The sequence below is a fragment of the Mesorhizobium sp. GW821-FHT04C10 genome, from assembly GCF_059420305.1.
The window spans coordinates 5,685,538-5,706,451 of sequence record NZ_JBWKTL010000001.1; the positions used below are offsets into that span (position 1 = coordinate 5,685,538).

The following is a 20,914-nucleotide window of genomic DNA, read 5'->3' on the forward strand; positions in this document are numbered from 1 at the left end:
TACTGGTAACACCTATGTCGTCCGTCGTCAATAACAAGGCCGTGAACTGGTCCTGCCAGATGAGAGGGACGAGAAACTGCCAATCATGCGGCCTCGGCCGGTGAAGAAATGAAAACGGTTCGCGAGCATGGGCTGCGAATCGACAGACAAGGAGCCGGCCAATGCCACAGCGCCGCGATCTTACCATAGATGAGGCCGTCCGGGATCCGATGATCCGGCTGGTCATGAAAGCAGATGGGGTCGACCCCCGCGCTTTCGAGAAAATGCTTCGCTCGCTTGCCGATGGGCAGCGTCGCGAGGTGCCGTTGCTGCGTTCACGGGAAGCTTCCCGTGACGGGCACGGCCAGTTGTCCAAGGTTGCCAGTGCCTTCGGGCGGGCAAGAGCAGCCGGCGAGGCATGTGTGTCGTGGTAAACTTTTTCATTCACCGTCCGATCTTCGCCTCGTCGATCGCCATCATCATGGTGCTCGCCGGGACGATTTGTTATTTCCTGCTGCCGGTCTCGCAGTTTCCCGACATCACACCGCCCCAGGTGGTGGTCAGCGCCCATTATCCGGGCGCCAGCGCGCAGGTGGTCGCCGATACGGTGACGACGCCGCTGGAGCAGCAGATCAACGGCGTCGAAGGCATGACCTACATGTCATCGACGAGTTCCAATGACGGCTCCTCGACCATCACAATCACCTTCGATGTCGGCTATTCCCTGAGCACGGCCGCCGTCGACGTCCAGAACCGCGTCTCGCAGGCGGCCTCGTCGCTGCCGGCGATCGTCAACCAGGGCGGCGTGACGATCAAAAAGCAGAACCCGAATTTCGTTCTCATCGTCAACCTGACCTCGCCCGACAAATCGGTTGACCCGGTGGCGTTGAGCAACCTCGCCTATCTGCAGGTCGTCGATCCGCTGAAGCGTTTGCCCGGCGTCGGCGACGTGCAGATCTTCGGCGAGCGGCGCTATTCGATGCGTGTCTGGCTCGATCCCGACAAGCTCGCCAATCTCGGCATCACCGCGGTCGACGTCCAGAACGCAATCTCGGAGCAGAACGTCCAGGTCGCGGCCGGCAAGATCGGCCAGTCGCCGGCGCCGGCCGGCACCGCCTTCGAAATGCAGGTCAACGCCGTCGGCCGCCTGAGCGACCCTAAGGAGTTCGGCGACATCGTCGTGCGCGCCAACACCGACAGCGGCTCGCTGGTGCGGCTGCGCGACGTGGCCCGCATCGAACTCGGTGCCCTGCAATATTCGTCCTCGGCCTTCTTCGGCAAGGACCCGACGGTCGTGCTCGCCGTCTACCAGATGCCCGGTTCCAACGCGCTCGATCTGCAGCAGCACGTCAAGGACAAAATGCAGGAGCTGTCGGCACGTTTCCCCAAGGGCGTCTCATACGCCATGCATTACGACACGACGCGCTTCGTGTCGGCCTCGATGCATGACGTGCTGATCACGCTCGGCGAAGCCTTGGTGCTGGTCGTCGCCGTGGTGTTCGTCTTCCTGCAGAGCTGGCGCACGACCATCATCCCGACCATCGCCATTCCGGTGTCATTGGTGGCGACGATGGTCGTCATGGAGATGATGGGCTTCTCGCTCAACATGCTGTCCCTGCTCGGCATGGTGCTGGCCATCGGCCTCGTCGTCGACGACGCGATCGTGGTGGTCGAAAACGTCGAACGACAATTGGAGGCGGGCCTCAAACCGTTGGCGGCGACCAAAGCCGCGATGGCCGAGGTCACCGGACCGATCATCGCAACCACGGCGGTGCTGATGGCCGTCTTCGTGCCCGTCGCCTTCATTCCCGGCGTCTCCGGCAAGCTCTACAATCAGTTTGCGCTGACGGTGGCGATTTCGGTCGGCATCTCGGCCTTCAACTCGCTGACGCTCAGTCCGGCCCTCAGTGCTGCCTTCCTGCGCCATCGCGGCGAGACGCAGTTCGCCCCGTTCCGCTGGTTCAATACAGGCTTCGACAAGGCGTCACATGCCTATGCCCACGGCGTGCGCATCCTCATCCGGCTGCGCTGGATCATGCTCGGCCTGTTCGCGGCCGGACTGGTGGCAACCTACTTCGTCTGGCAGAAGCTGCCGTCGACCTTCCTTCCGGTCGAGGACCAGGGCTACTTCTTCGTCGTCATCCAGCTGCCCGATGGTGCCTCGCTGGAGCGCACCGACGCGGTGGCCCAGAAAGCGCGCGACATATTGCAGGCGACACCCGGCGTCGACATCGTCGGCTCGATCAGCGGCCTGAACTTCCTGACCAGTGCGGCGCAATCGAACTCGGCGGTTGAATTCGCCATCCTGAAGCCATGGGAAGAGCGTGGCCCCGACCAGAGCGCGTCCAAGCTCGTCGCCGATGTACGTGGCAAGCTGATGCAGATTCCGGAAGCCTTCGCGCTGAGCTTCGATCCGCCTTCAATCCCGGGTATTGGTACCACGGGCGGCTTCGAATTCGTCGTCGAGGACCTCACCGGCCGCGGCAGCACGACCCTCAACGACGCGACGCAAGCCGTGATCGCCGAGGCGCGCAAGCAGCCGGAAATCAATCCGCAGCAGCTGTTCTCGCCGTTCTCGACCTCGACGCCGCAGTTCAACTACGACCTCGACCGGGCCAAGGCGAAACTGCTCGGTCTCAACCTGCCCGACGTCTTCAACACGCTGCAGATCTATCTCGGCTCCCTCTACGTGAACGACTTCAACCTGTTCGGCCGCACTTTCCGGGTGACCATCCAGGCCGACAAGGATGCACGTGCGGGTGCCTCCGACATTTCACGGCTCTATGTGCGCAATGCCTCAGGCGGCATGGTGCCGCTCTCGACGTTGGGCAAGCTGGTGCCGTTCGTCGGCCCGGAAACCGTGCCGCACTACAACAACAACGCCTCGGCCACGATCAATGGCGGCGCTGCCCCCGGCTTCTCTTCAGGCCAGGCGGTCGCCGCAATGGAACGAGCCGCTGCCACCGCGCTGCCCAGGGATTTCGGTTTCGAATGGACCGGCATCACCTTCCAGGAGCTCAAGGCAGGATCGATCGCGTCGGTCGTCTTCGGCCTGGCCATCGTCTTCGTCTTCCTGATCCTGGCGATGCAGTATGAGAGCTGGGCGATGCCGTTCATGGTGCTGCTGGCGGTACCACTGGCCCTGTTCGGCGCCTTCGTAGCCCTGTTGCTGCGCGGTATGCAGATCGACGTCTACTCGCAAATCGGCTTCGTCATGCTGATCGGCCTGGCGGCGAAGAACGCGATCCTGATCGTCGAGTTCGCAAGACGGCGGCGCGAAGAGGGCCTCAGCATCGTCGAGGCGGCGATGGAAGCCGCGCGGCTCAGGCTGCGGCCGATCCTGATGACGGCTTTCGCCTTCATCCTCGGCGTACTGCCGCTGATGTTCGCCACTGGCGCCGGTGCCGCGAGCCGTCAGTCGATCGGCACCACCGTGTTTGGCGGCATGGTCGCCGCGACCATCCTGTCGCTGGTGTTCGTGCCGGTCTTCTACGCGGTCATAGAACAACTGCGGGAGCGCCGCGAAAGCGGCGAGCCCGCCTCCAAGCACACTGAACCAACTGCCGAACCCGCCTTCCCTCCCCTGGCGGAAGCGGCCGAATAAGATTGGAGACTAATCATGCGTAAATGGAAAATCGCGTTAGGAACGGCTGTCGCACTGGGCGCGATCTCGGTGGCCAGCGTCCATCTGCTCGACATGGGTAACCTCAGGTTGAGCGGCGCCACGGCGGGAGCGGCGACGCCGGCTCCAGCGGCATTCGTCATGCCGGTGCCGGTGGCAAGCGTCGTCAAGAAGACGATCCCGATCTATCTCGACTATGCTGCCCGCATCGAGCCGATCCGCAGCATCACCCTGCAAGCGCGCGTGCCGGGCTATCTGCAGGAACAGACCGCGCAAGATGGCGCCGATGTGCGGCAGGGCGACCTCCTCTACAAGATCTCGCCCGACGACTTCCAGGCAGCTCTCGACCAGGCGAAAGCCCAGGTGCAGCGCGATACGGCGACGCTCGACTATGCGCGTTCCAATCTCGGCCGCGGCACCGAGCTCGCCAAGAGCGGTTACCTGGACAAGGACAGCTTCGACCAGCGCACAAGCACCTTGCGCGAAGCGCAGGCGTCGCTGGCGCTCAACCAGGCAGCGGTGCGCACAGCGGAGCTCAATCTGAGCTATGCCGAGATCCATGCGCCGTTCACCGGGCGCCTGGGCCGCAATCAGGCTTCGGTCGGAACGCTGGTCAGCGTCGCCGGCACGGTGCTAAACACGCTGGTGCAGCTTGACCCGATCTATGTCACCTTCAATCCGAGCGAGACGGATCTGGCGGAGATCGAGCAGGCCCGCGCGGCCGGCCCGATCGAGGTCGAGGTTCTGCTTCCGGGCGAGACCGAGACCAGCCAGAAGGGCGAACTGACCTTCATCGACAACACGGTCGACCATTCGACCGGAACCATCACCGCACGCGCCACCATCGGTAATGCGAAGTTCACGCTCATGCCTGGCCAGTATGTCCGCGTGCGGCTGCATATCAGGCAGCAGCCTGATGCGCTGATGGTGCCACAGACCGCGCTGGGTTCGAGCCAGCTCGGCAAATATCTCTATGTCGTCGGCAAGGGCAACACGGTCGACCAGCGTCTGGTCTCTCTCGGCCCGACCAACGGCGATCTGGTGGCCATCCTGAGCGGCGTCGCCGAAGGCGACCAGATCATCACAGGCAATCTGCAGAAGATCGGACCCGGAATGCCGATCTCGCCACTGCCACAGAAACCGGCTACCTGAATCCCCCGCAGGCCCGGTTTCCGCGCGGCGCCCTCGACCTTTTCTCAGGTCGCGGGCGCCGTTTTCACGAGCAGGCCGACAAGAGCGGCCACATCGGCGCGATCGGCTTTGGCCGGCGGCATGAAGGCGCAATAGGGATGGCCGAGGCGCACTGAAACGGTGGAAAGCGCAATCAGGCGGCCCGCCTCCAGATCGGCTTGCGCCATCACCCGCTGGCCAAGGGCAATGCCCAGGCCGAGCCTCGCCGAGGCAATCGCCAGACTGGACAGGCCGACGCGGCGCCCATGCGACGGGTCTGGCGAGCGGCTCGCGCCGCATGCCGCGAACCAGTCGGCCCAGGTTGGGTGCGAGGCATAGTTAGGACCCCAATTGGTGTGAATGAACAGGCTCTCATGCAGGTCCGTGAGCCCCGGATCACCATTACCGTGCCGGTGCCAGAATTCCGGCGCGCAGACCGGCAGCACATCGTCATGGACGAGGCGGATCATCCGCAAGCCGGGATAGTGATAGTCGCCATAGGAAATGCGCAGATCGACATTCTGGCGCATCAGATCAATCGGATCGTCTTCCGCGCGCACGTCGATCGCCATGTGCGGAAAGGCATCGAGAAGCGTAGCCAGCCTCGGCGCCAGCCATAGCTCTGCCAGCGAAAACGGCACGCTGACGACCAGACGCGTTCTCAGGCCGCCTTCCAGCATGCGCTGGCCGATGGCGGCGATGTCGCCAAGCGCACGCGCGGTCTGTGGGTAAATGGCGTGGCCGGCGTCGGTCAGCGTGATGCGGTTGCCTGTGCGCACGAACAGCTGCTTGCCGAACCAGGTTTCGAGATTGCGGATCTGCTGGCTGACCGCCGCCGAGGACACGCCAAGCTCGCTCGCGGCCAGGGTGAAGCTGCCGGCACGAGCGGCGACCTCGAAGGCCTTGATCGCGTTCAGCGGCGGCAGTCTTTCCATGCCAAGCTCCATAAGATTTTCTTGGTCAGTCGTAATAATTTTCCGCGTTGAGGGAAAGAATTTTTTGCCGTTCTCTGTGCCCAGCCCAAGGAGCACACGACATGAAGGACATTCTCGATCTCGACCGTTATCCGCTCGACCGCGAAGGCAGCGCCGACTGGAAGCGCCTCGTCGAACAGTCCGTCGTAGCGCTCAAGGCCGACGGCATGTTCAATCTCGAAGGTTTTTTGCGGCCCGGCGTCGCCGAACAGGCGGTGCGGGAAATCAAGCCGGTCATGGACACGCAGTCCCACGTCCACAAGCGCATGCACAACATCTACTTCAAGCCCAGCATCCCCGAACTGGCGCCTGACCACCCCGCTTTGCGCAAGGTCGAGACCATCAGCCACACTGTCTGTGCCGACCAGCTTCCCGGCAGCACCGTGCTTGCCATCTACGAGTACGAGCCGCTTGTGCGTTTCCTGGCGGCGACGATGGGCAAGACAGAACTGCATGTCATGCAGGATCCGCTGGCCCGCACCAATGTCATGGCCTATCGCGCCGGCGAGGCGCTGAACTGGCATTTCGACCGCTCGGAATTCACCACGACGCTTCTGCTGCAGCAGGCGCAGAGTGGCGGCGACCTCGAATACCGCACCGATCTGCGCTCGGACGACGATCCAAACTATGACGGTGTCGCCCGGCTGCTCGAAGGGCGAGATCCCGACGCAAAAATCCTGCGCATGAAGCCCGGTACGCTCAATGTCTTCCGCGGCAAGAACACCGCGCACCGTGTCACCACCGTCGAAGGCGAACGCGAGCGCATGATCGCGGTGTTCTCCTATTACGAGAAACCCGGCGTGATGTTCAGCGCCGAGGAACGGGTCGGCTTCTACGGCCGGGCGGCCTGAGCCGCCTTCCACCCCATCCGGGTCGGGTTTGGCTGGCGCCGAGAAAAAATCCGAAAATGAGACCTTGTTAGATTGTCGACAATCTGATTGTCTTGCGGTCTGTTCTCGCTGGAGTGGGCCGGATAGTGAAGACGGAGTTCAGCCCGATTGCCGACACCACGCGCCGTGCCGAGATCGTGGCGCTGCTGCGGCGCGCGATCCTGACCGGCCAACTGGAGCCCGGCCAGAAGCTCAACGAGCTCAGGATTTCCGAGCAGATGCGGGTCAGCCGCGCGCCATTGCGCGAGGCGATGCGCGAACTGGTGCAGGAAGGTCTCCTCGCCAGCATTCCCTACGCCGGCACCTTCGTCGTCGACGTCACCGCCAAGGACATCGACGATGCCTATTCGTTGAACAAGGTTCTGGACGAATTCGCCATCGAGCGCACCTGGTCTCTGCGCGACCAGCGCTTCTTCGACGAGATCGACCGGCGCCATGAGGCGGTGAAGCAAGCGACGCGGGCTCTCGACACCACGCGCCAGATCGAGACCGCGCTGCAACTGCACGGACTGATTTACGAATGGGCCGACAATTCGGTGCTGCTGGAAACCTGGCAGCGGCTGACCAGCCGGCTGCAGATGTATTTCGCGCTCCATCTGCATGCCCGCAACGAGCCGGTGCCGGTCGAGGACATGCACGAGACCTATGTGCGGCTCATGAAAGGCAAGGATATGCGCGCCGCCCAGCGCTATGCCCGCGAACATATCGACATCGATTTCGAGGAACTGCTCGCCTATGCGCGCGGGCTGGAGCAACGGGAATCGAAGGGCGCCAAGGCCGATCGCGCCGGACGGAACAACAACGGCTGAGGGCTTCGCCGCCACGGCGATGCTTTCCTGAAATCACCCACAACGGACAGACAATAGTGCAGATCAAATCCATCAAGGCCTACCATGTTGTTCAGCCCTTCGTGGACGGCCCCTACCGCATGTCCAAGGGGCGGGTCGCCGACTGCTTCGACGCGGTCATCGTCGCCATCACTTCCGATAGCGGCGTGACCGGCTGGGGCGAGATGGCGCCGCTCGGCAATTTCTACTCGGCCGCGTTTCCGGCGGGGACACGCGCGGGCGTGCCGGAGATCGCGCCGCATCTCATCGGCCAGGATCCGCGCGGGCTGGCCAGCATCGGCCGGCTGATGGACACGGTGTTCAAAGGCCATCCCTACATCAAATCGGCGCTCGACATGGCCTGCTGGGACCTGGCCGCACGCGCCGCCGACGTGCCCCTGGTGACCATGCTCGGCGGCCGCGAGAGCGATATGGCGGAGACCTACCGGGTCGTCACCCACGGCACGCTCGACCAGATGGCGGCACTGGCAAAAAGGATCATCGCCGAGGGCTGTCGCCGTTTGCAGGTCAAGGTCGGCGGCAATGTGCACGACGACATCGAGCGGGTAACGACGGTCGCCTCTGCCGTGCCGAAAGGTACGGTGATTTTCTGCGACGCCAATGCCGGCTGGACACCCTATCAGGCACGGCAGTTCGCCGATGCCACGCGTGGCATAGACTACACGTTCGAGCAGCCCTGCACGACGATCGAGGAGAACATGTCGGTGCGCCGCATGCTCGACAAGCCGATGGTGCTCGACGAATCCGTGACGTCGCTGGAAGAGATGCTGGAGATCCACCGCCTGGGCGCGGCCGACGGGTTGACGCTGAAAATCTCGCGGCTGGGCGGCGTGACCAGGACCCGGCAGATCCGCGACGTCGCCGTCGACCTCGGTTTCATGATCACGGTCGAGGACACAGGCGGCGCCGAGATCGACACGGCGGCGATGGCACATCTGTCGCTGTCTACACCGCAAGAGCGGCGATTGCATGCCATTGCCTTCCATGAATGGGTGACGGTGCGCACGGCCTTCAACGCCCCGCCGGTCACCGGCAGCCATATGGGCATTCCGGATGGGCCTGGCCTCGGCATCGACGTGGACCCGAGCCTGCTCGGCAAGCCTTTCTTCGAGATCGGCTGAGATGAAAATCCGCAGCATCAAGGCCACGCCGATCAATCTTCGCCTCGAAGCGCCCTATGGCTGGGTCTTTGGCGAGCTCGACGGCTTTTCGCAGACCATTGTCGAGGTCGAGACCGAAGATGGGCTGATCGGCCTCGGCGAAGCGCCGACGCCGGCGGCAGCCACGATCATCAACGATGTCCTGGCCGAGCGCCTGGTTGGACGCGATGCCTTCGACATCGCCGGCGCCGAATATGTCTGCCTGCCCTATTGGACCGGCGTGCAGTCGATCAACGATCGCACCCGCATCATGGCCTTCGGCGCCATCGAGATGGCGTTGTGGGATCTGCGCGGCAAGGCGTGGAAGCAGCCCCTCTACCAGCTGCTCGGCGGCGCCGTGCGCAAGGACATCCCGTTCACCGACTATTTTTCGCTGCGCGGCGACGGGCCCAAGGTGAAGGGTGAGACGACGCCTGAAGAAGTCGCCGACTATTGCGTCGAACTCAACGAGACGCACGGCACGACCTTCTTCGAAGGCAAATTCTCGACCGAGGACCCGAAAGTCTCGCTGAGAATGGTCGAGCTGATCCGCGAAAAACTCGGCGACGAGGCGATGATCCGCATCGATTCCAACCAGGCCTATTCGCTGGCCACGGCGCGTCGGCTGGCGCGGCCGCTCGAAGACCTCGGGGTGCGCAACTGGGAGGATCCCGTGGCGACGATCGAGGAGATGCGGCAGTTGCGGCAGCATTGCTCGATCCCGTTCTCGACCCACAACATCGATATCGCGCGCGCCATGGACCTCAAGGTTCCTGACGCCTTCGTCGGCAATCCGACAGCGCATGGCGGCATCGGCCGCCTGCTGCGCTTCGTCGGCGCCTGCGAACATGCCGGCGTCGATTTCTGGTGCTACAGCGGCGACAGCGGCATCGGCAGCGCGGCCTATCTGCATCTGTGCGCGGCGCTCGGCTGGATCCGGGAGCCGAACCAGTCGCTGTTTCGCATGCAGCCGATGGACATCACCGAAGAAGGGCCGTTTTCGCCGAGGAACAACGTCGTGCGCGTGCCGGAAGGCCCCGGTCTCGGCGTTACCTTGTCGCGGAAAAACCTCGCCGCCTGCCATCGCGACTTCACCGAGAACGGCCCGTGCAACAAATATCACGACCCGGCAAAGCCCGGAACATATCGCCGCCTGCCGCTGAACTAGGAGACAGAGAAGGAAAGGAGACTAGCCGACAACAAGGGTCCGCCGCAGCGATTTGCATCGCCAAGGCAGCACCTGACGGGTGGAAGCATTTGCCTCAAGAAAATCTGACCCCTGCGCCGCAAGGATCGGATGGACCAGAAAAGACAGCATGCTACAGTCCCGGTCGACCGACTTCGTTGATGGCCGGGACAGGAGAACTCCACGGAATTTCGTCAACCGCAAGTGCATTCTTCAGCCATAAGAAACAAGGGGAAAGGGTTAAACCCATGAGCAAGAACTACCGCATTCTCGACCTGATCCGGCGCAACCGCTCGCCGCTCGAAAATCACCTTATCGACGGTCTCGTCGACGGCCGCGTCAGCCGCCGCGACTTCATCCGCCACGGCAGCCTGCTCGGCCTGTCGCTGCCACTCCTGGGCGGCATCACCACGGCCGCCGGCCTTGGTGGCATGCCGTCGCTCGCCCGCGCCCAGGGCGCGCCCGGCGCCACCATCCGCGTCGCCAGCAGCGTGCCGGCGGCAGCCATCGACCCGGTCACCATCGCCGACGCCGGCGGCCTGCTGGTCATGCAGCAGGTTGCCGAGTTCCTCTGCGTCGATGGCCCGGACCTCGTGCTCAAGCCGGCGCTGGCCGAAAGCTGGAAGCCGAACGACAACGGCTCGGTGTGGACCTTCAAGCTGCGCAAGGGCGTGAAATTCCACTCGGGCGGCGAGATGAAGGCCGAGGACGTGGTGGCCAGCATCGACCGCCTTGCCGACCCGGCAAACTCGTCCAACGCGCTGTCGGTGTTCACCGGCATCCTGTCGAAAGGCGCCAGCAAGAAGGTCGACGACTACACGGTGGAGTTCCACCTCGACGCGCCGAACGGCAACTTCCCCTACATGCTGTCATCGGACAATTACAACGCCGTCATCATCCCGGCGAGCTACAAGGGCGACTACGAGAAGAGCTTCGACGGCACCGGGCCGTTCAAGGTCGAGAAGTACACGCCGAAAGTCGGCGCATCCTTCGTTCGCAACGAGAATTATTGGGGCGAGAAGGCCCTGCCCGATCGCACGGAATTCACCTTCTTCACCGATGTGCAGCCGATGATCCTGGCCCTGCAAGGCGGCCAGGTCGACATCATCAACCAGATGCCGGTCCTGGCCGGCGTCGCTCTGCTCAGCGATCCGAGCGTCGACATCATCAGCCTGAAGTCCTCGGCGCATCAGCAACTGCACCTGCGCTGCGACGACGGTCCGTTGAAGGACGCGCGCGTGCGCCGCGCCATCGCGCTCAGCATGGATCGCGACAAGCTGGTCGCCGGCCTGATGAAGGGTCGCGCCGTGGCGGGCAATGACAGCCCGTTCGCAGCGGTCTACCCGTCGACCGATACCGGCGTGCCGCAGCGCAAGCAGGACATCGCGCAGGCCAAGCAGCTGATGGAAGCGGCGGGCGTCGGCAAGGGCTTCAAGATCACGCTGACCACCGAGCGCTACCTCGAAATCCCCGAATATGCCCAGCTCATCCAGAACTGGGTCAAGGAGATCGGCATCGAGCTCGAGCTCAACATCCTCGACCAGAGCGCCTATTACGGCGATGCGGTGTTCGGCAAATCGAACTGGCTGGATTCTGTGATGGGCATCACCGACTATGGCCACCGCGGCGTGCCGAATGTCTATCTCGCTGCCCCGCTGAAGAGCGATGGCACCTGGAACGCGGCGCACTTCAAGAACAACGACTACGACGCGCTGGCGACCAGCTACATCGCGGCGCTTGATCTCGAGGCTCAAAAGGCCGACGCCGGCAAGATCCAGAAGCTGCTGCTCGAGGAAACGCCCGTTATCTTCGGCTATTTCTACGACTACCTGACGGCGACGGCGAAAGGCGTGGCCGGCGTACAGCCGACCGCCATGTCGCAGCTGTTCCTCGAAAAGGCGTCGAAGGCCTAAGCGGAGGCAGACAAGCCCATCCCGCGACCGCCAGCCCCCACTGGGGGCTGGCGCTTTCGCTGCCAGGCCGAGGCAAGGCGCTGCGCGCCGGCCTGACGCGGAGCCTCGCGTTGCGGGACGAATGATCATAGCCCATGGAGTCCGAGACCCTGCTCACCACCATGCATTGGGGGACCTACGAAATCCGTGCCGAGAACGGCAGGCTCGTCGGCGTCGAACCATGGAGCGGCGACCCCGATCCATCGCCGATCGGCAAGTCCATGCTCGGCACCGTGCAGGGCGACCTGCGTGTCTCCCATCCCGCCATCCGGCGCGGCTGGCTGGAGGGGAACAGGTCCGGCGGCAAGGACGGACGCGGTAGCGAGGCTTTTGTCGAAGTCTCCTGGGAAACAGCGTTGGACATCGTTGCGTCCGAACTGGACCGTGTTCGCGTCGCGCATGGCAACAGCGCCATCTATGCCGGCTCCTATGGCTGGGCGAGCGCGGGACGGTTCCACCATGCCCAGAGCCAGGTCCACCGCTTCCTCAACACGATCGGCGGCTATACGAGCTCGGTGCTCAGCTATTCCTACGGCGCGGCCGAGATCATCCTGCCGCATGTGCTTGGCGGGACCGATGGCCTGACGGGCAATCATTCCACCTGGGACGGGATCGAACGGCACAGCGAACTGATCATCGCCTTCGGCGGCCTGCCCTGGCGCAATGCGCAGATACAGGGCGGCGGTGCGGCCCGTCACGAAGCCGCCACGGCCTTGCGCAATGCTGTTGCCAACGGCGCCCGGCTGATCAATGTCTCGCCCGTGCGCGATGACGCACCGCGCGGCGTCGAGACCGAATGGCTGGCGCTGCGACCGAACAGCGACACCGCCCTGATGCTGGCCCTGTGCCATGTCCTCCTCAGCGAGCATCGTCATGACGAGGCATTCCTGGCGCGCTACTGCACCGGTTTCGAGGCTGTGCGGGCCTACGTCCTGGGAGAAACCGACGGCCAGCCGAAAAATCCGGCATGGGCCGCCGCCCTGAGTGGCGTTGCCGAGGGCAGGATTGTCGCCCTGGCCAGGGAAATGGCCGCCAAGCGCACGATGTTGATGGTGAGCTGGTCCTTGCAGCGCGCCGACCATGGCGAGCAGCCATACTGGGCGGCGATCACGCTTGCCGCGCTGCTCGGCCAGATCGGATTGCCGGGCGGCGGGCTTGGCTTCGGCTATTCATCGACAAATGGCGCCGGAAGACCGGAGATGGGATTCCGGTGGCCATCCGTGCCGCAAGGCAGGAACCAGGTTCCAGACTTCATCCCGGTCGCGCGGATGGCCGACATGCTGCTCAACCCGGACGGTTCCTTCGAATTCAATGGCGCCGCGATGGCCTATCCCGACATCAGGCTGGTCTACTGGGCCGGCGGCAATCCGTTCCATCATCACCAGGACCTGAACCGACTGGTCGAGGCTTGGCGGCGGCCTGAAACGATCATCGTCAACGAGCCCTTCTGGACGGCGACGGCGCGCCATGCCGACATCGTGCTGCCGGTCACCACGCCGCTGGAGCGAAACGACCTCGCCTTCTCGAACCGGGAAAACCTCGTCGTCGCCATGAAGCAAGCGATCGACCCGGTTGGGGAGGCGCGCGACGATTATCGGATCTTTGCCGACCTGTCGGCGCGGCTCGGTACCGGCGAGGCCTTCACCGAAGGGCGCGCAGCCAGCGACTGGATCCGGTTGCTTTACGAGCAGGCCAGGGACAATGCGAACGCGGCCGGCGTCGGGATGCCGCCCTTCGACCGTTTCTGGCATGACGGCCACGCCGACCTTGCCCGGCAGGTGACGTCGCAGACTCTGCTCGGTTCCTTCCGCGCCGATCCGGAGCGCCATCGGCTGGCGACGCCATCGGGCCGCATAGAGCTGTTCTCGCAGACGATCGACTCCTTCGGCTATGACGACTGTCCCGGTCATGCCGTGTGGCGCGAGCCCAGGGAATGGCTGGGCAGCGAGCTTGCCAGCCGGTTCCCGCTGCATCTCCTGTCACCGCAGCCCGCCGACAAGCTGCATAGCCAGTACGATCACGGCTCGGTCAGCCGGGCAGGCAAGGTGTCGGACCGCGCGCCGCTGTGGATCAACCGGGCGGATGCCGCAGCGCGCGGTATCGTGGACGGAGCTGTCGTGCGCGTCTTCAACGATCGCGGAGCGTGCCTGGCAGGCGCCGTGCTGACGGATGGCCTGATCCCCGGCGTCGTCCAGTTGCCCACCGGTGCATGGTTTGACCCCTCCACGCCGGGACAGCCGCACAGTCTGGAAAAGCATGGCAATCCAAACGTGCTGACGCCCGACCGGGGAACGTCGCGCCTTGCCCAATCACCGACCTGCAATTCGACGCTGGTCGAGGTATCTCGATTTGACGGAGCCGTCCCCCCGGTGACAGCCTTCGATCCGCCTGCCACAGTGCATTTAGCCGATGTGCCCGGCCTGGCCGGACCGCAGCCCCATCACAAGGAGGCTTAGCCATTCTTTCCTTCTTTGCCCGGCGTGTTTCCCTGTCGCTTGTGACGCTGTTCCTGCTCAGCATCATGGTGTTCCTGGGCGGCCAGGTTCTGCCCGGCAATGTCGGGCGTGCGATTCTTGGACCGTTTGCCGACCAGCGCGCGGTCGACGCGCTCAATCATACGCTGGGCGTCGATCGCCCGCTGCTCACCCAATATGCGACCTGGATCTGGAATTTTGTCCGCGGCGACATGGGCACGTCCTACATCTTCCGCTCGCCGGTGGCGCCGTTCGTCATCGATGCCTTGGGCAATTCGATGAAGCTGGCGGCGGTCGCCTTCGTGCTGGTGGTGCCGATCGGCATTCTGGGCGGCGTCGTGGCCGCGCTCAACCTCAACCGCCCGCTCGACCGCATCATCAGCCTTGGCGGCCTGTCGGTGACCGTGCTGCCGGAGTTCGTCACCGGCATCATCCTGATCCTGATCTTCGGCGTGTGGCTGCGCTGGCTGCCGATCTCGGCGGCATGGCCCAAGGATGCCGGCTTCTTCACGCAGCTCTATTATCTGATCCTGCCGTCGCTGCCGCTGTTCCTGGTGCTGTTCGGCTATATCGCGCGCATGGCGCGTTCCGGTATGATCGAGGCACTCGATTCCGACTATACAAGAACGGCGGTGCTCAAGGGCCTGCCCTGGCGCACGGTGATCTGGCGCCATGTGCTGCGCAATGCCTTGCTGCCGACCATCACCGTCATCGCCACCCAGACCGGCTATCTCATCGGCGGCCTGGTGGTGATCGAGACGCTGTTCCGCTACCAGGGCATCGGTTCGCTGATCTTCACCGCCGCGCGCGGCAAGGACTTTCCGATGCTGGAATCGGGCATCCTGACCATCGGCATCGTCTATGCCGTGGCGACATTGATCGCCGACTTCCTCTATTCCGTGCTCAATCCACGCATCCGGCTGGGGTCAGACCAATGAGCGCCGTGCAGACCACCTCTCCCCCACAGGACGGCACCCGCCGGCGCAGTCCCCTGGCGGAAGTCTTCTTCTCGCTCATGCGCTCGCGGACCTTCCTTGTCGGCCTTTTCATCGTGCTGTTCTGGGTCGCCTGCGCGCTGTTCGGCGAGCACTTCGCACCCTACGACCCGCTTGCCGACGACATCATCAACGCGCTGGCGCCGCCTTCGTCCGAACATTGGTTCGGCACCGACCAGATCGGCCGCGACGTCTTCTCGCGCGTCATTGTCGGCTCGCGCGACATCCTCACCGTCGCGCCACTGGCGACCTTGCTGGCGACGGTCGCAGGCACGGCACTCGGCCTGCTCACCGGTTATTTCCGCGGCATTGTCGACGATGTCGTCAGCCGCATCCTGGAAGCCTTCATGGCCATCCCCGTGGTCATCGTCGCGCTGCTGGCCATCGTCGCGCTCGGCACCTCCAAGGCCACCGTCATCGTCGTCATCGGGCTCAGCTTCGCGCCGATCATCGCCCGCACCGTGCGCTCGGCGGTGCTGGCCGAGCGCGAACTCGATTACGTCGCCGCCGCGCAGCTGAGGCACGAGAGCGCCTTCCACACGATGTTCGTCGAGATCCTGCCCAACGTCATCCCGCCGATCCTGGTCGAGACCACCGTGCGGCTGGGCTACGCCATCTTCGCGGTCGCGACACTCTCCTTCATGGGCTTCGGCATCCAACCGCCCTCACCCGACTGGGGGCTGTCGATCTCCAGCAATTACGGCATGATCGGCGGCGGCTTCTGGTGGACGGTGCTGTTCGACGCACTCGCCATCGCCTCGCTGGTGATCGGTGTCAACCTTGTGGCCGACGGCGTTCATGGAGCGCTCAATGACTAACTCCGCGAAAGCGCAAAACGCGCTCGAACTCACCGATCTGTCGGTCGCCTACCGGGTGGCGGGGCGCAACCGCGCCGTGCTGCGCAATCTCAGCCTCAACATCGGGCAAGGCGAGGCCTACGGGCTGGTCGGCGAATCCGGCTGCGGCAAATCCACCGTCGCGCTCACCGTCGTGCGCTATCTGCCAAGAAACGGCTCGATATCGGGCGGCGCGATCTCGCTCGACGGCCAGGACGTGATGAAGCTCGATGCCGAGGCCTTGCGGCGCGCGCGGGCCGAAAGCGTCTCCATGGTCTATCAGGATCCCGGCAAGGCGCTGAACCCGTCGATCCGCATCGGCCGTCAGTTGACCGAGATCTTCGAGCTTGGCGGCATAACGGGCCAGGCGGCCACCGATCGCGCCATCGCCATGCTGAACCGGGTGCGCATCTCCGATCCGCCGGGTGTCATGCAGCGCTATCCGCACCAGCTCTCCGGCGGCATGCAGCAGCGCGTGGCGATCGCCATGGCGCTGGCCAACGATCCCTCGATGCTGATCCTCGATGAACCGACCACCGGCCTCGATGCGACGGTCGAGGCCGAGGTGCTCGACCTCATCGCGCAGCTCAGGCAGGAGCTGTCGGCCTCGATCCTGTTCATCAGCCACAACCTCGCCGTCGTGTCCAACATGTGCGACCGGGTCGGCGTGCTCTATGCCGGCATGCTGGTCGAGGAAGGACCGACCGATGTCGTCTTCAACGATCCGCGCCATCCCTATACGGTAGCACTCCTGCGCTGCCTGCCGCGCGGCGGCCAGCGCAAGGACCAGGGGCGGCTCGACACCATTCCGGGCTTCCTGCCGGGTATCGGCGCGGACATCAAGGGCTGTGCCTTCGCCGACCGCTGTGCCTTGGCGGACGACCGCTGCCGCACCGAATTGCCGCCGCTTTATGATTTGAGCGACGAGCGAGGCAAGCGCCTGTCGCGCTGCTTCCATCACGACAAGGCGCAAGCTTTGCCACGCGCCACACCAAGCGATGTGGCGGCAGCGCCCAAGCCGGCAACCGCACCGGTGCTGCGCGTCGCCGGGCTGAACAAGACTTATGCCAGCCACGGTCATCCCTTGCGCGCCGTCAAGGATGTCTCGCTCGATCTACGTCCCGGCGAGACGTTGGGGCTGGTCGGCGAGTCCGGCAGCGGCAAGACCACCTTCGCCAGGCTGCTGCTCGGCCTTGTGCCGCCTGACGATGGCGGCAGCATAGAGCTTGAGGGCAAGGCGCTGGCGCCGAAGCTGGAGAACCGTGGCGACGACCAGGTCAAGGCGATGCAGATCGTCTTCCAGAACCCGGACTCGGCGCTCAATCGCTCGCATTCGATCCGCCATATCCTTAGCCGCGCCTTGAAGCGGCTGGCTGGCCTCTCCGGCAAGGCGCAAGAGACCCGCCTTGACGACCTAGTCCGCTCGGTACGCCTCACCGATCGGCATCTGGCCGTCAAGCCGCGCCAGCTCTCAGGCGGGCTGAAGCAGCGCGTCGCCATTGCGCGTGCTTTCGCCGGCGATCCGCGCATCGTGGTCTGCGACGAGCCGACCTCCGCGCTCGACGTCTCCGTCCAGGCGGCGATCCTCAACCTGCTCGCCGATTTGCAGGCCAAGGAGGACGTCAGCTACATCTTCATCTCGCACGACCTTGGCGTGGTGCGTTACCTCTCCGACAAGATCGCCGTGCTCTATCTCGGACGCATCATGGAGATTGGGCCATCGGAGGAAGTCTTCTCAGGGCCGCATCACCCCTATACGGAAGCGCTGCTGTCGGCCGTGCCCAAGCTTGACCAGACCGAGACGGCACGCATCCGGCTCGACGGCGAGATCCCAAGCGCCACCAACCCGCCCTCGGGATGTGTGTTCCACACGCGCTGCCCGCGCAAGATCGGCCCGATCTGCGAGCAGCAGGAGCCGCCACTGGCCGAGGCACAGCCCGGACATTCCATCCGCTGCCATATCCCCTATGCGGAGCTGGCAAGGCTGCAGAAGGGGCTCGTGGCCGAACCGGCGTAGCGTGACATCGCAGCAGATGACCGCATGGGCCGGCCGGCTACACCTGGCCGGCCATGCCGAGCGAACGGTCACCTTCCGAAAAGCCCTGGCCTTTGGCCCAATCCTTGGCCAACGCACGCAAACCCGTCAGTGCGACATCCAGCACATCAGACGAAACCGGGTTGGAAGGATAGGCAAGGTAGATCGGCCGCTGGAACACCGGCGCGTTGTCGATGCGCCGCATTTCCCCGCGTTCGACATGGACGCTGACGGCGCTGAGCGGCAGATAGGCCGCCGCCTGCTGCGACAGCACGTGCTGAAGGCCTATGAAGACCAGCCCGGCTGAAATGGCCGGCTTGACCATATCGGCAAAGGCGCGGTCATGCTCGATGCGGAATTCGAGCCCCCAATCCATCAGTATGTAGTTTTCGGTCCATGGCTTCGTCTGCGCGGCGTGCTGGACAAGCACGACCTGATCGACGGCAAGCGTCTCATAGACGATGCCGGGATGCGGGCGCGGCAGATAGAGGATGCAGATGTCGAGCAAGCCTTCCGCCAGTTGGTCGATCGCCAGATCCGGGAAACTGCCTTCGAGCCGCAGCGCCACGTTCGGCCGCCTGGCGCGCATCCACTCCACCCATGGCGAAGTGATGCGCTCCCACAGATAGGCGGGAGCGGTCAGCCGCAGCAGGCTGTCATAGCCATCGGGAACTGCGATATCCTGCCTCGATTGCTCCCAGGTGCGGGTGATGGAAGAGGCGTGCGGCAGGAACTGCCGGCCGGCCGGCGTGAGCGTGACGCCGTCGCGGTCGCGCACGAAAAGTCGGCGCCCCAACTGCTCCTCCAACCCCCTGATCCGCGCGCTGACGGTGGACTGCGCAAGGTTGAGCCGGCCAGCCGCGACGGTGAAGCTGCCATGTTCGGCGACTTCCAGGAAACTGCGCAGGTTCTCGGTATCCATGGCCACACCTCGCATCGAAAATTTCGATGACCCCTATCAAAAAATATCGCTTTCCGGTCGCGGTCAACAATGACCTAAATGGCCGATCCCCCGAGGGCAAGCGAGGAATGCAGCCATGCCAAGGCCTTTCGTGACAATTGACGCCGCCCGCAAAAATCTGACAGCAATCGAAAATTCCGCTGTCGACGAATTGCTGGCCGGCAGGCTCGACCGCCGCGACTTCCTGCGCCATGGCAGCGTTCTCGGCCTTTCCCTGCCATTCCTGGGCAGCCTTGTCGCCGCTGCCGGCCTCGGCACGCAAAAGGCCCGCGCCGAGGGCAAACCGGGCGGCACCGTGCGCGCCGGCGTCGCCACGCCGGGCGGCGCCATCGATCCCGTCACCTATTATGACAGCGGCAGCTACCAGCTGGTCTTCCAGACCGCCGAATTTCTCTGCATCACCCAGCCGGATCTCACCTTGAAGCCAGTGCTGGCGGAAAGCTGGGCGCCGAACGCGGATGGCAGTGTCTGGACCTTCAAGCTGCGCAAGGGCGTGAAATTTCACAATGGCGAGGACTTCAAGGCCGACGACGTGGTCGCGACCTTCGACCGGCTGGCCGATCCCAACGGTGCTTCGAACGCGCTTTCGGTGTTCAAGGGCCTGCTGTCGAAGGGCGGCACGCAGAAGGTCGACGACCACACCGTCGCCTTCCATCTCGATCAACCGAACGGCAGCTTTCCCTATTCGGTGTCGATCGACAATTACAACGCCGTCATCCTGCCGGCGAGCTACAAGGGCGACTACGAAAAGACCTTTGAAGGCACCGGCCCGTTCCGGCTGGAGAGCTACACGCCGAAGGTCGGCGCCACCTTCGTGCGCAACGAGGACTATTGGGGCGAGAAGGCGCTGCCCGACCGGCTCGAATTCAAGTTCTACGGCGACGTGCAGCCGCGCATCCTTGCGCTGCAGGCCGGCGAAGTCGATGTCCTCGACGCCGTGCCGCTCGATGTCAGCCAGGTGGTGCTCAACAGCCCGGACATCACCGTGCTGCGCGTCGCCTCGACCGCGCACCGCCAACTCCACATGCGCTGCGACACCGGCCCGTTCACCGACAAGCGCGTGCGCCAGGCGCTGGCGCTCAGCATCGACCGTTCCAAGCTGGTCGACGGCCTCTGCCGCGGCATGGCGGCGACAGGCAATGACAGCCCGTTCGCGCCGGCCTTTCCCGCCACCGACAAATCCGTGCCGCAACGCGTCCAGGATATCGCCAAGGCCAAGCAACTGCTCGAAGCGGCCGGCCTCGCCAGCGGCTTGGACATGACCCTGACGACGCTGCGCTATTCCGACATTCCGGGCTACGCGCAGCTGTTCCAGAACTTCGCCAAGGAGATCGGTGCCCGCATCGCGCTCAACATCGAGGACCAGGACAAATATTACGGCAAGGCGGTGTTCGGCCAGTCGGACTGGCTGGACAGCCCGCTCGGGATCACCGACTACGCGCACCGCAGCGTGCCCAACGTCTTCCTCAAGAGCCCGCTGGTCAGCGACGGCCCGTGGAACGCGGCGCATTTCAAGAGCCCGGCCTATGATGGCATGGTCACGAGCTATCTCAAGGCGCTCGACATCGGTGCGCAGCGCGCGGCGGCATCCGACATCCAGAAACTGCTGCTCGACGAGACGCCGGTGATCTTCAGCTATTTCCCGGATCTGCTGGTGCCGGTGCGCAAGAATGTCAGCGGCCTGCCGCCGATCGCCGCCGGGTTGCTGCTCGATCGCGTATCGCTGGGATAGAGGCCGGATTGGACAATTCTGCGTTTCGGGCGGTGAGGCTATGCCCTGGCAGGTTGCAAAGAGCGATGGGGGGCCATCGCTCGAGCCGCTCGATGCACGAGAAACCCGCCGCCCGGAAACC

Annotated in this window: 15 protein-coding genes; 13 read left to right on the forward strand and 2 right to left on the reverse strand. The window is 64.2% G+C overall.

The genetic code is table 11. The annotated features are described in order from the left end of the window. Window positions 1-161: 161 nt before the first annotated feature. From AC07UC_RS27750 to AC07UC_RS27760, 3 genes are read left to right on the forward strand one after another with little or no spacing between them, the layout of a single operon-like run. Window positions 162-413 (forward strand): hypothetical protein, encoded by a 252-nt coding sequence (locus AC07UC_RS27750; protein WP_494908052.1) that lies wholly within the window; start codon window positions 162-164, stop codon window positions 411-413. Then, window positions 407-3,583 (forward strand): efflux RND transporter permease subunit, encoded by a 3,177-nt coding sequence (locus AC07UC_RS27755; RefSeq protein ID WP_494908053.1) that lies wholly within the window; start codon window positions 407-409, stop codon window positions 3,581-3,583. The genes AC07UC_RS27750 and AC07UC_RS27755 overlap by 7 nt, the downstream gene beginning before the upstream one ends. A gap of 15 nt (window positions 3,584-3,598) precedes the next feature. After that, window positions 3,599-4,753 carry an efflux RND transporter periplasmic adaptor subunit gene (locus tag AC07UC_RS27760; protein ID WP_140769079.1) on the forward strand — a complete coding sequence of 385 codons (1,155 nt, stop codon included), beginning with the start codon at window positions 3,599-3,601 and terminating at the stop codon, window positions 4,751-4,753. A 44-nt stretch (window positions 4,754-4,797) separates the two neighbouring features. Here the strand turns inward: AC07UC_RS27760 and AC07UC_RS27765 are convergent, their stop codons facing one another. Next, a complete protein-coding gene (locus AC07UC_RS27765; protein WP_494908054.1) occupies window positions 4,798-5,706 on the reverse strand; it encodes a LysR substrate-binding domain-containing protein in 909 nt (302 codons plus the stop codon). A gap of 101 nt (window positions 5,707-5,807) precedes the next feature. On the opposite strand from AC07UC_RS27765, the gene AC07UC_RS27770 reads away from it, so the two are divergent. From AC07UC_RS27770 to AC07UC_RS27810, 9 genes are all read left to right on the forward strand, one after another. Continuing rightward, window positions 5,808-6,596 (forward strand): HalD/BesD family halogenase, encoded by a 789-nt coding sequence (locus AC07UC_RS27770; protein ID WP_494908056.1) that lies wholly within the window; start codon window positions 5,808-5,810, stop codon window positions 6,594-6,596. Between the two features lie 122 nt (window positions 6,597-6,718). Further along, a complete protein-coding gene (locus AC07UC_RS27775; RefSeq protein WP_494909000.1) occupies window positions 6,719-7,444 on the forward strand; it encodes a GntR family transcriptional regulator in 726 nt (241 codons plus the stop codon). A gap of 56 nt (window positions 7,445-7,500) precedes the next feature. Further along, a complete protein-coding gene (locus AC07UC_RS27780) occupies window positions 7,501-8,604 on the forward strand; it encodes a mandelate racemase/muconate lactonizing enzyme family protein (RefSeq protein ID WP_494908057.1) in 1,104 nt (367 codons plus the stop codon). 1 nt (window position 8,605) lies between these two features. Further along, window positions 8,606-9,790: a mandelate racemase/muconate lactonizing enzyme family protein gene (locus AC07UC_RS27785; protein ID WP_494908058.1), complete on the forward strand. Its 1,185-nt coding sequence runs from the start codon at window positions 8,606-8,608 to the stop codon at window positions 9,788-9,790. A 266-nt stretch (window positions 9,791-10,056) separates the two neighbouring features. Further along, entirely contained in the window at window positions 10,057-11,721 is a 1,665-nt protein-coding gene (locus AC07UC_RS27790) for an ABC transporter substrate-binding protein (RefSeq protein WP_494908059.1), read from the forward strand. A gap of 134 nt (window positions 11,722-11,855) precedes the next feature. Next, the gene (locus AC07UC_RS27795) at window positions 11,856-14,216 is read left to right on the forward strand and encodes a molybdopterin guanine dinucleotide-containing S/N-oxide reductase (RefSeq protein WP_494908060.1); all 2,361 of its coding nucleotides are present in this window, start codon (window positions 11,856-11,858) and stop codon (window positions 14,214-14,216) included. Window positions 14,217-14,218: 2 nt separating this feature from the next. After that, complete coding sequence (locus AC07UC_RS27800) at window positions 14,219-15,172, forward strand: ABC transporter permease (protein WP_081294671.1); 954 nt, start codon at window positions 14,219-14,221, stop codon at window positions 15,170-15,172. Beyond that, window positions 15,169-16,047, forward strand: a complete 879-nt coding sequence (locus tag AC07UC_RS27805) for an ABC transporter permease (RefSeq protein ID WP_202323407.1) — start codon at window positions 15,169-15,171, stop codon at window positions 16,045-16,047. Before AC07UC_RS27800 ends, AC07UC_RS27805 begins: the two co-directional genes overlap by 4 nt. Beyond that, window positions 16,040-18,082, forward strand: coding sequence for an ABC transporter ATP-binding protein (locus tag AC07UC_RS27810; RefSeq protein ID WP_494908062.1), 2,043 nt, complete (start codon window positions 16,040-16,042; stop codon window positions 18,080-18,082). The genes AC07UC_RS27805 and AC07UC_RS27810 overlap by 8 nt, the downstream gene beginning before the upstream one ends. A gap of 37 nt (window positions 18,083-18,119) precedes the next feature. On the opposite strand, the gene AC07UC_RS27815 is transcribed toward AC07UC_RS27810, so the two are convergent. Beyond that, window positions 18,120-19,022 carry a LysR family transcriptional regulator gene (locus AC07UC_RS27815; protein WP_494908063.1) on the reverse strand — a complete coding sequence of 301 codons (903 nt, stop codon included), beginning with the start codon at window positions 19,020-19,022 and terminating at the stop codon, window positions 18,120-18,122. A gap of 115 nt (window positions 19,023-19,137) precedes the next feature. Between AC07UC_RS27815 and AC07UC_RS27820 the strand changes: the two genes are divergently transcribed. Beyond that, on the forward strand, window positions 19,138-20,793 hold the full coding sequence (locus tag AC07UC_RS27820) for an ABC transporter substrate-binding protein (protein ID WP_494908064.1): 1,656 nt from the start codon (window positions 19,138-19,140) through the stop codon (window positions 20,791-20,793). Window positions 20,794-20,914 lie beyond the last annotated feature (121 nt).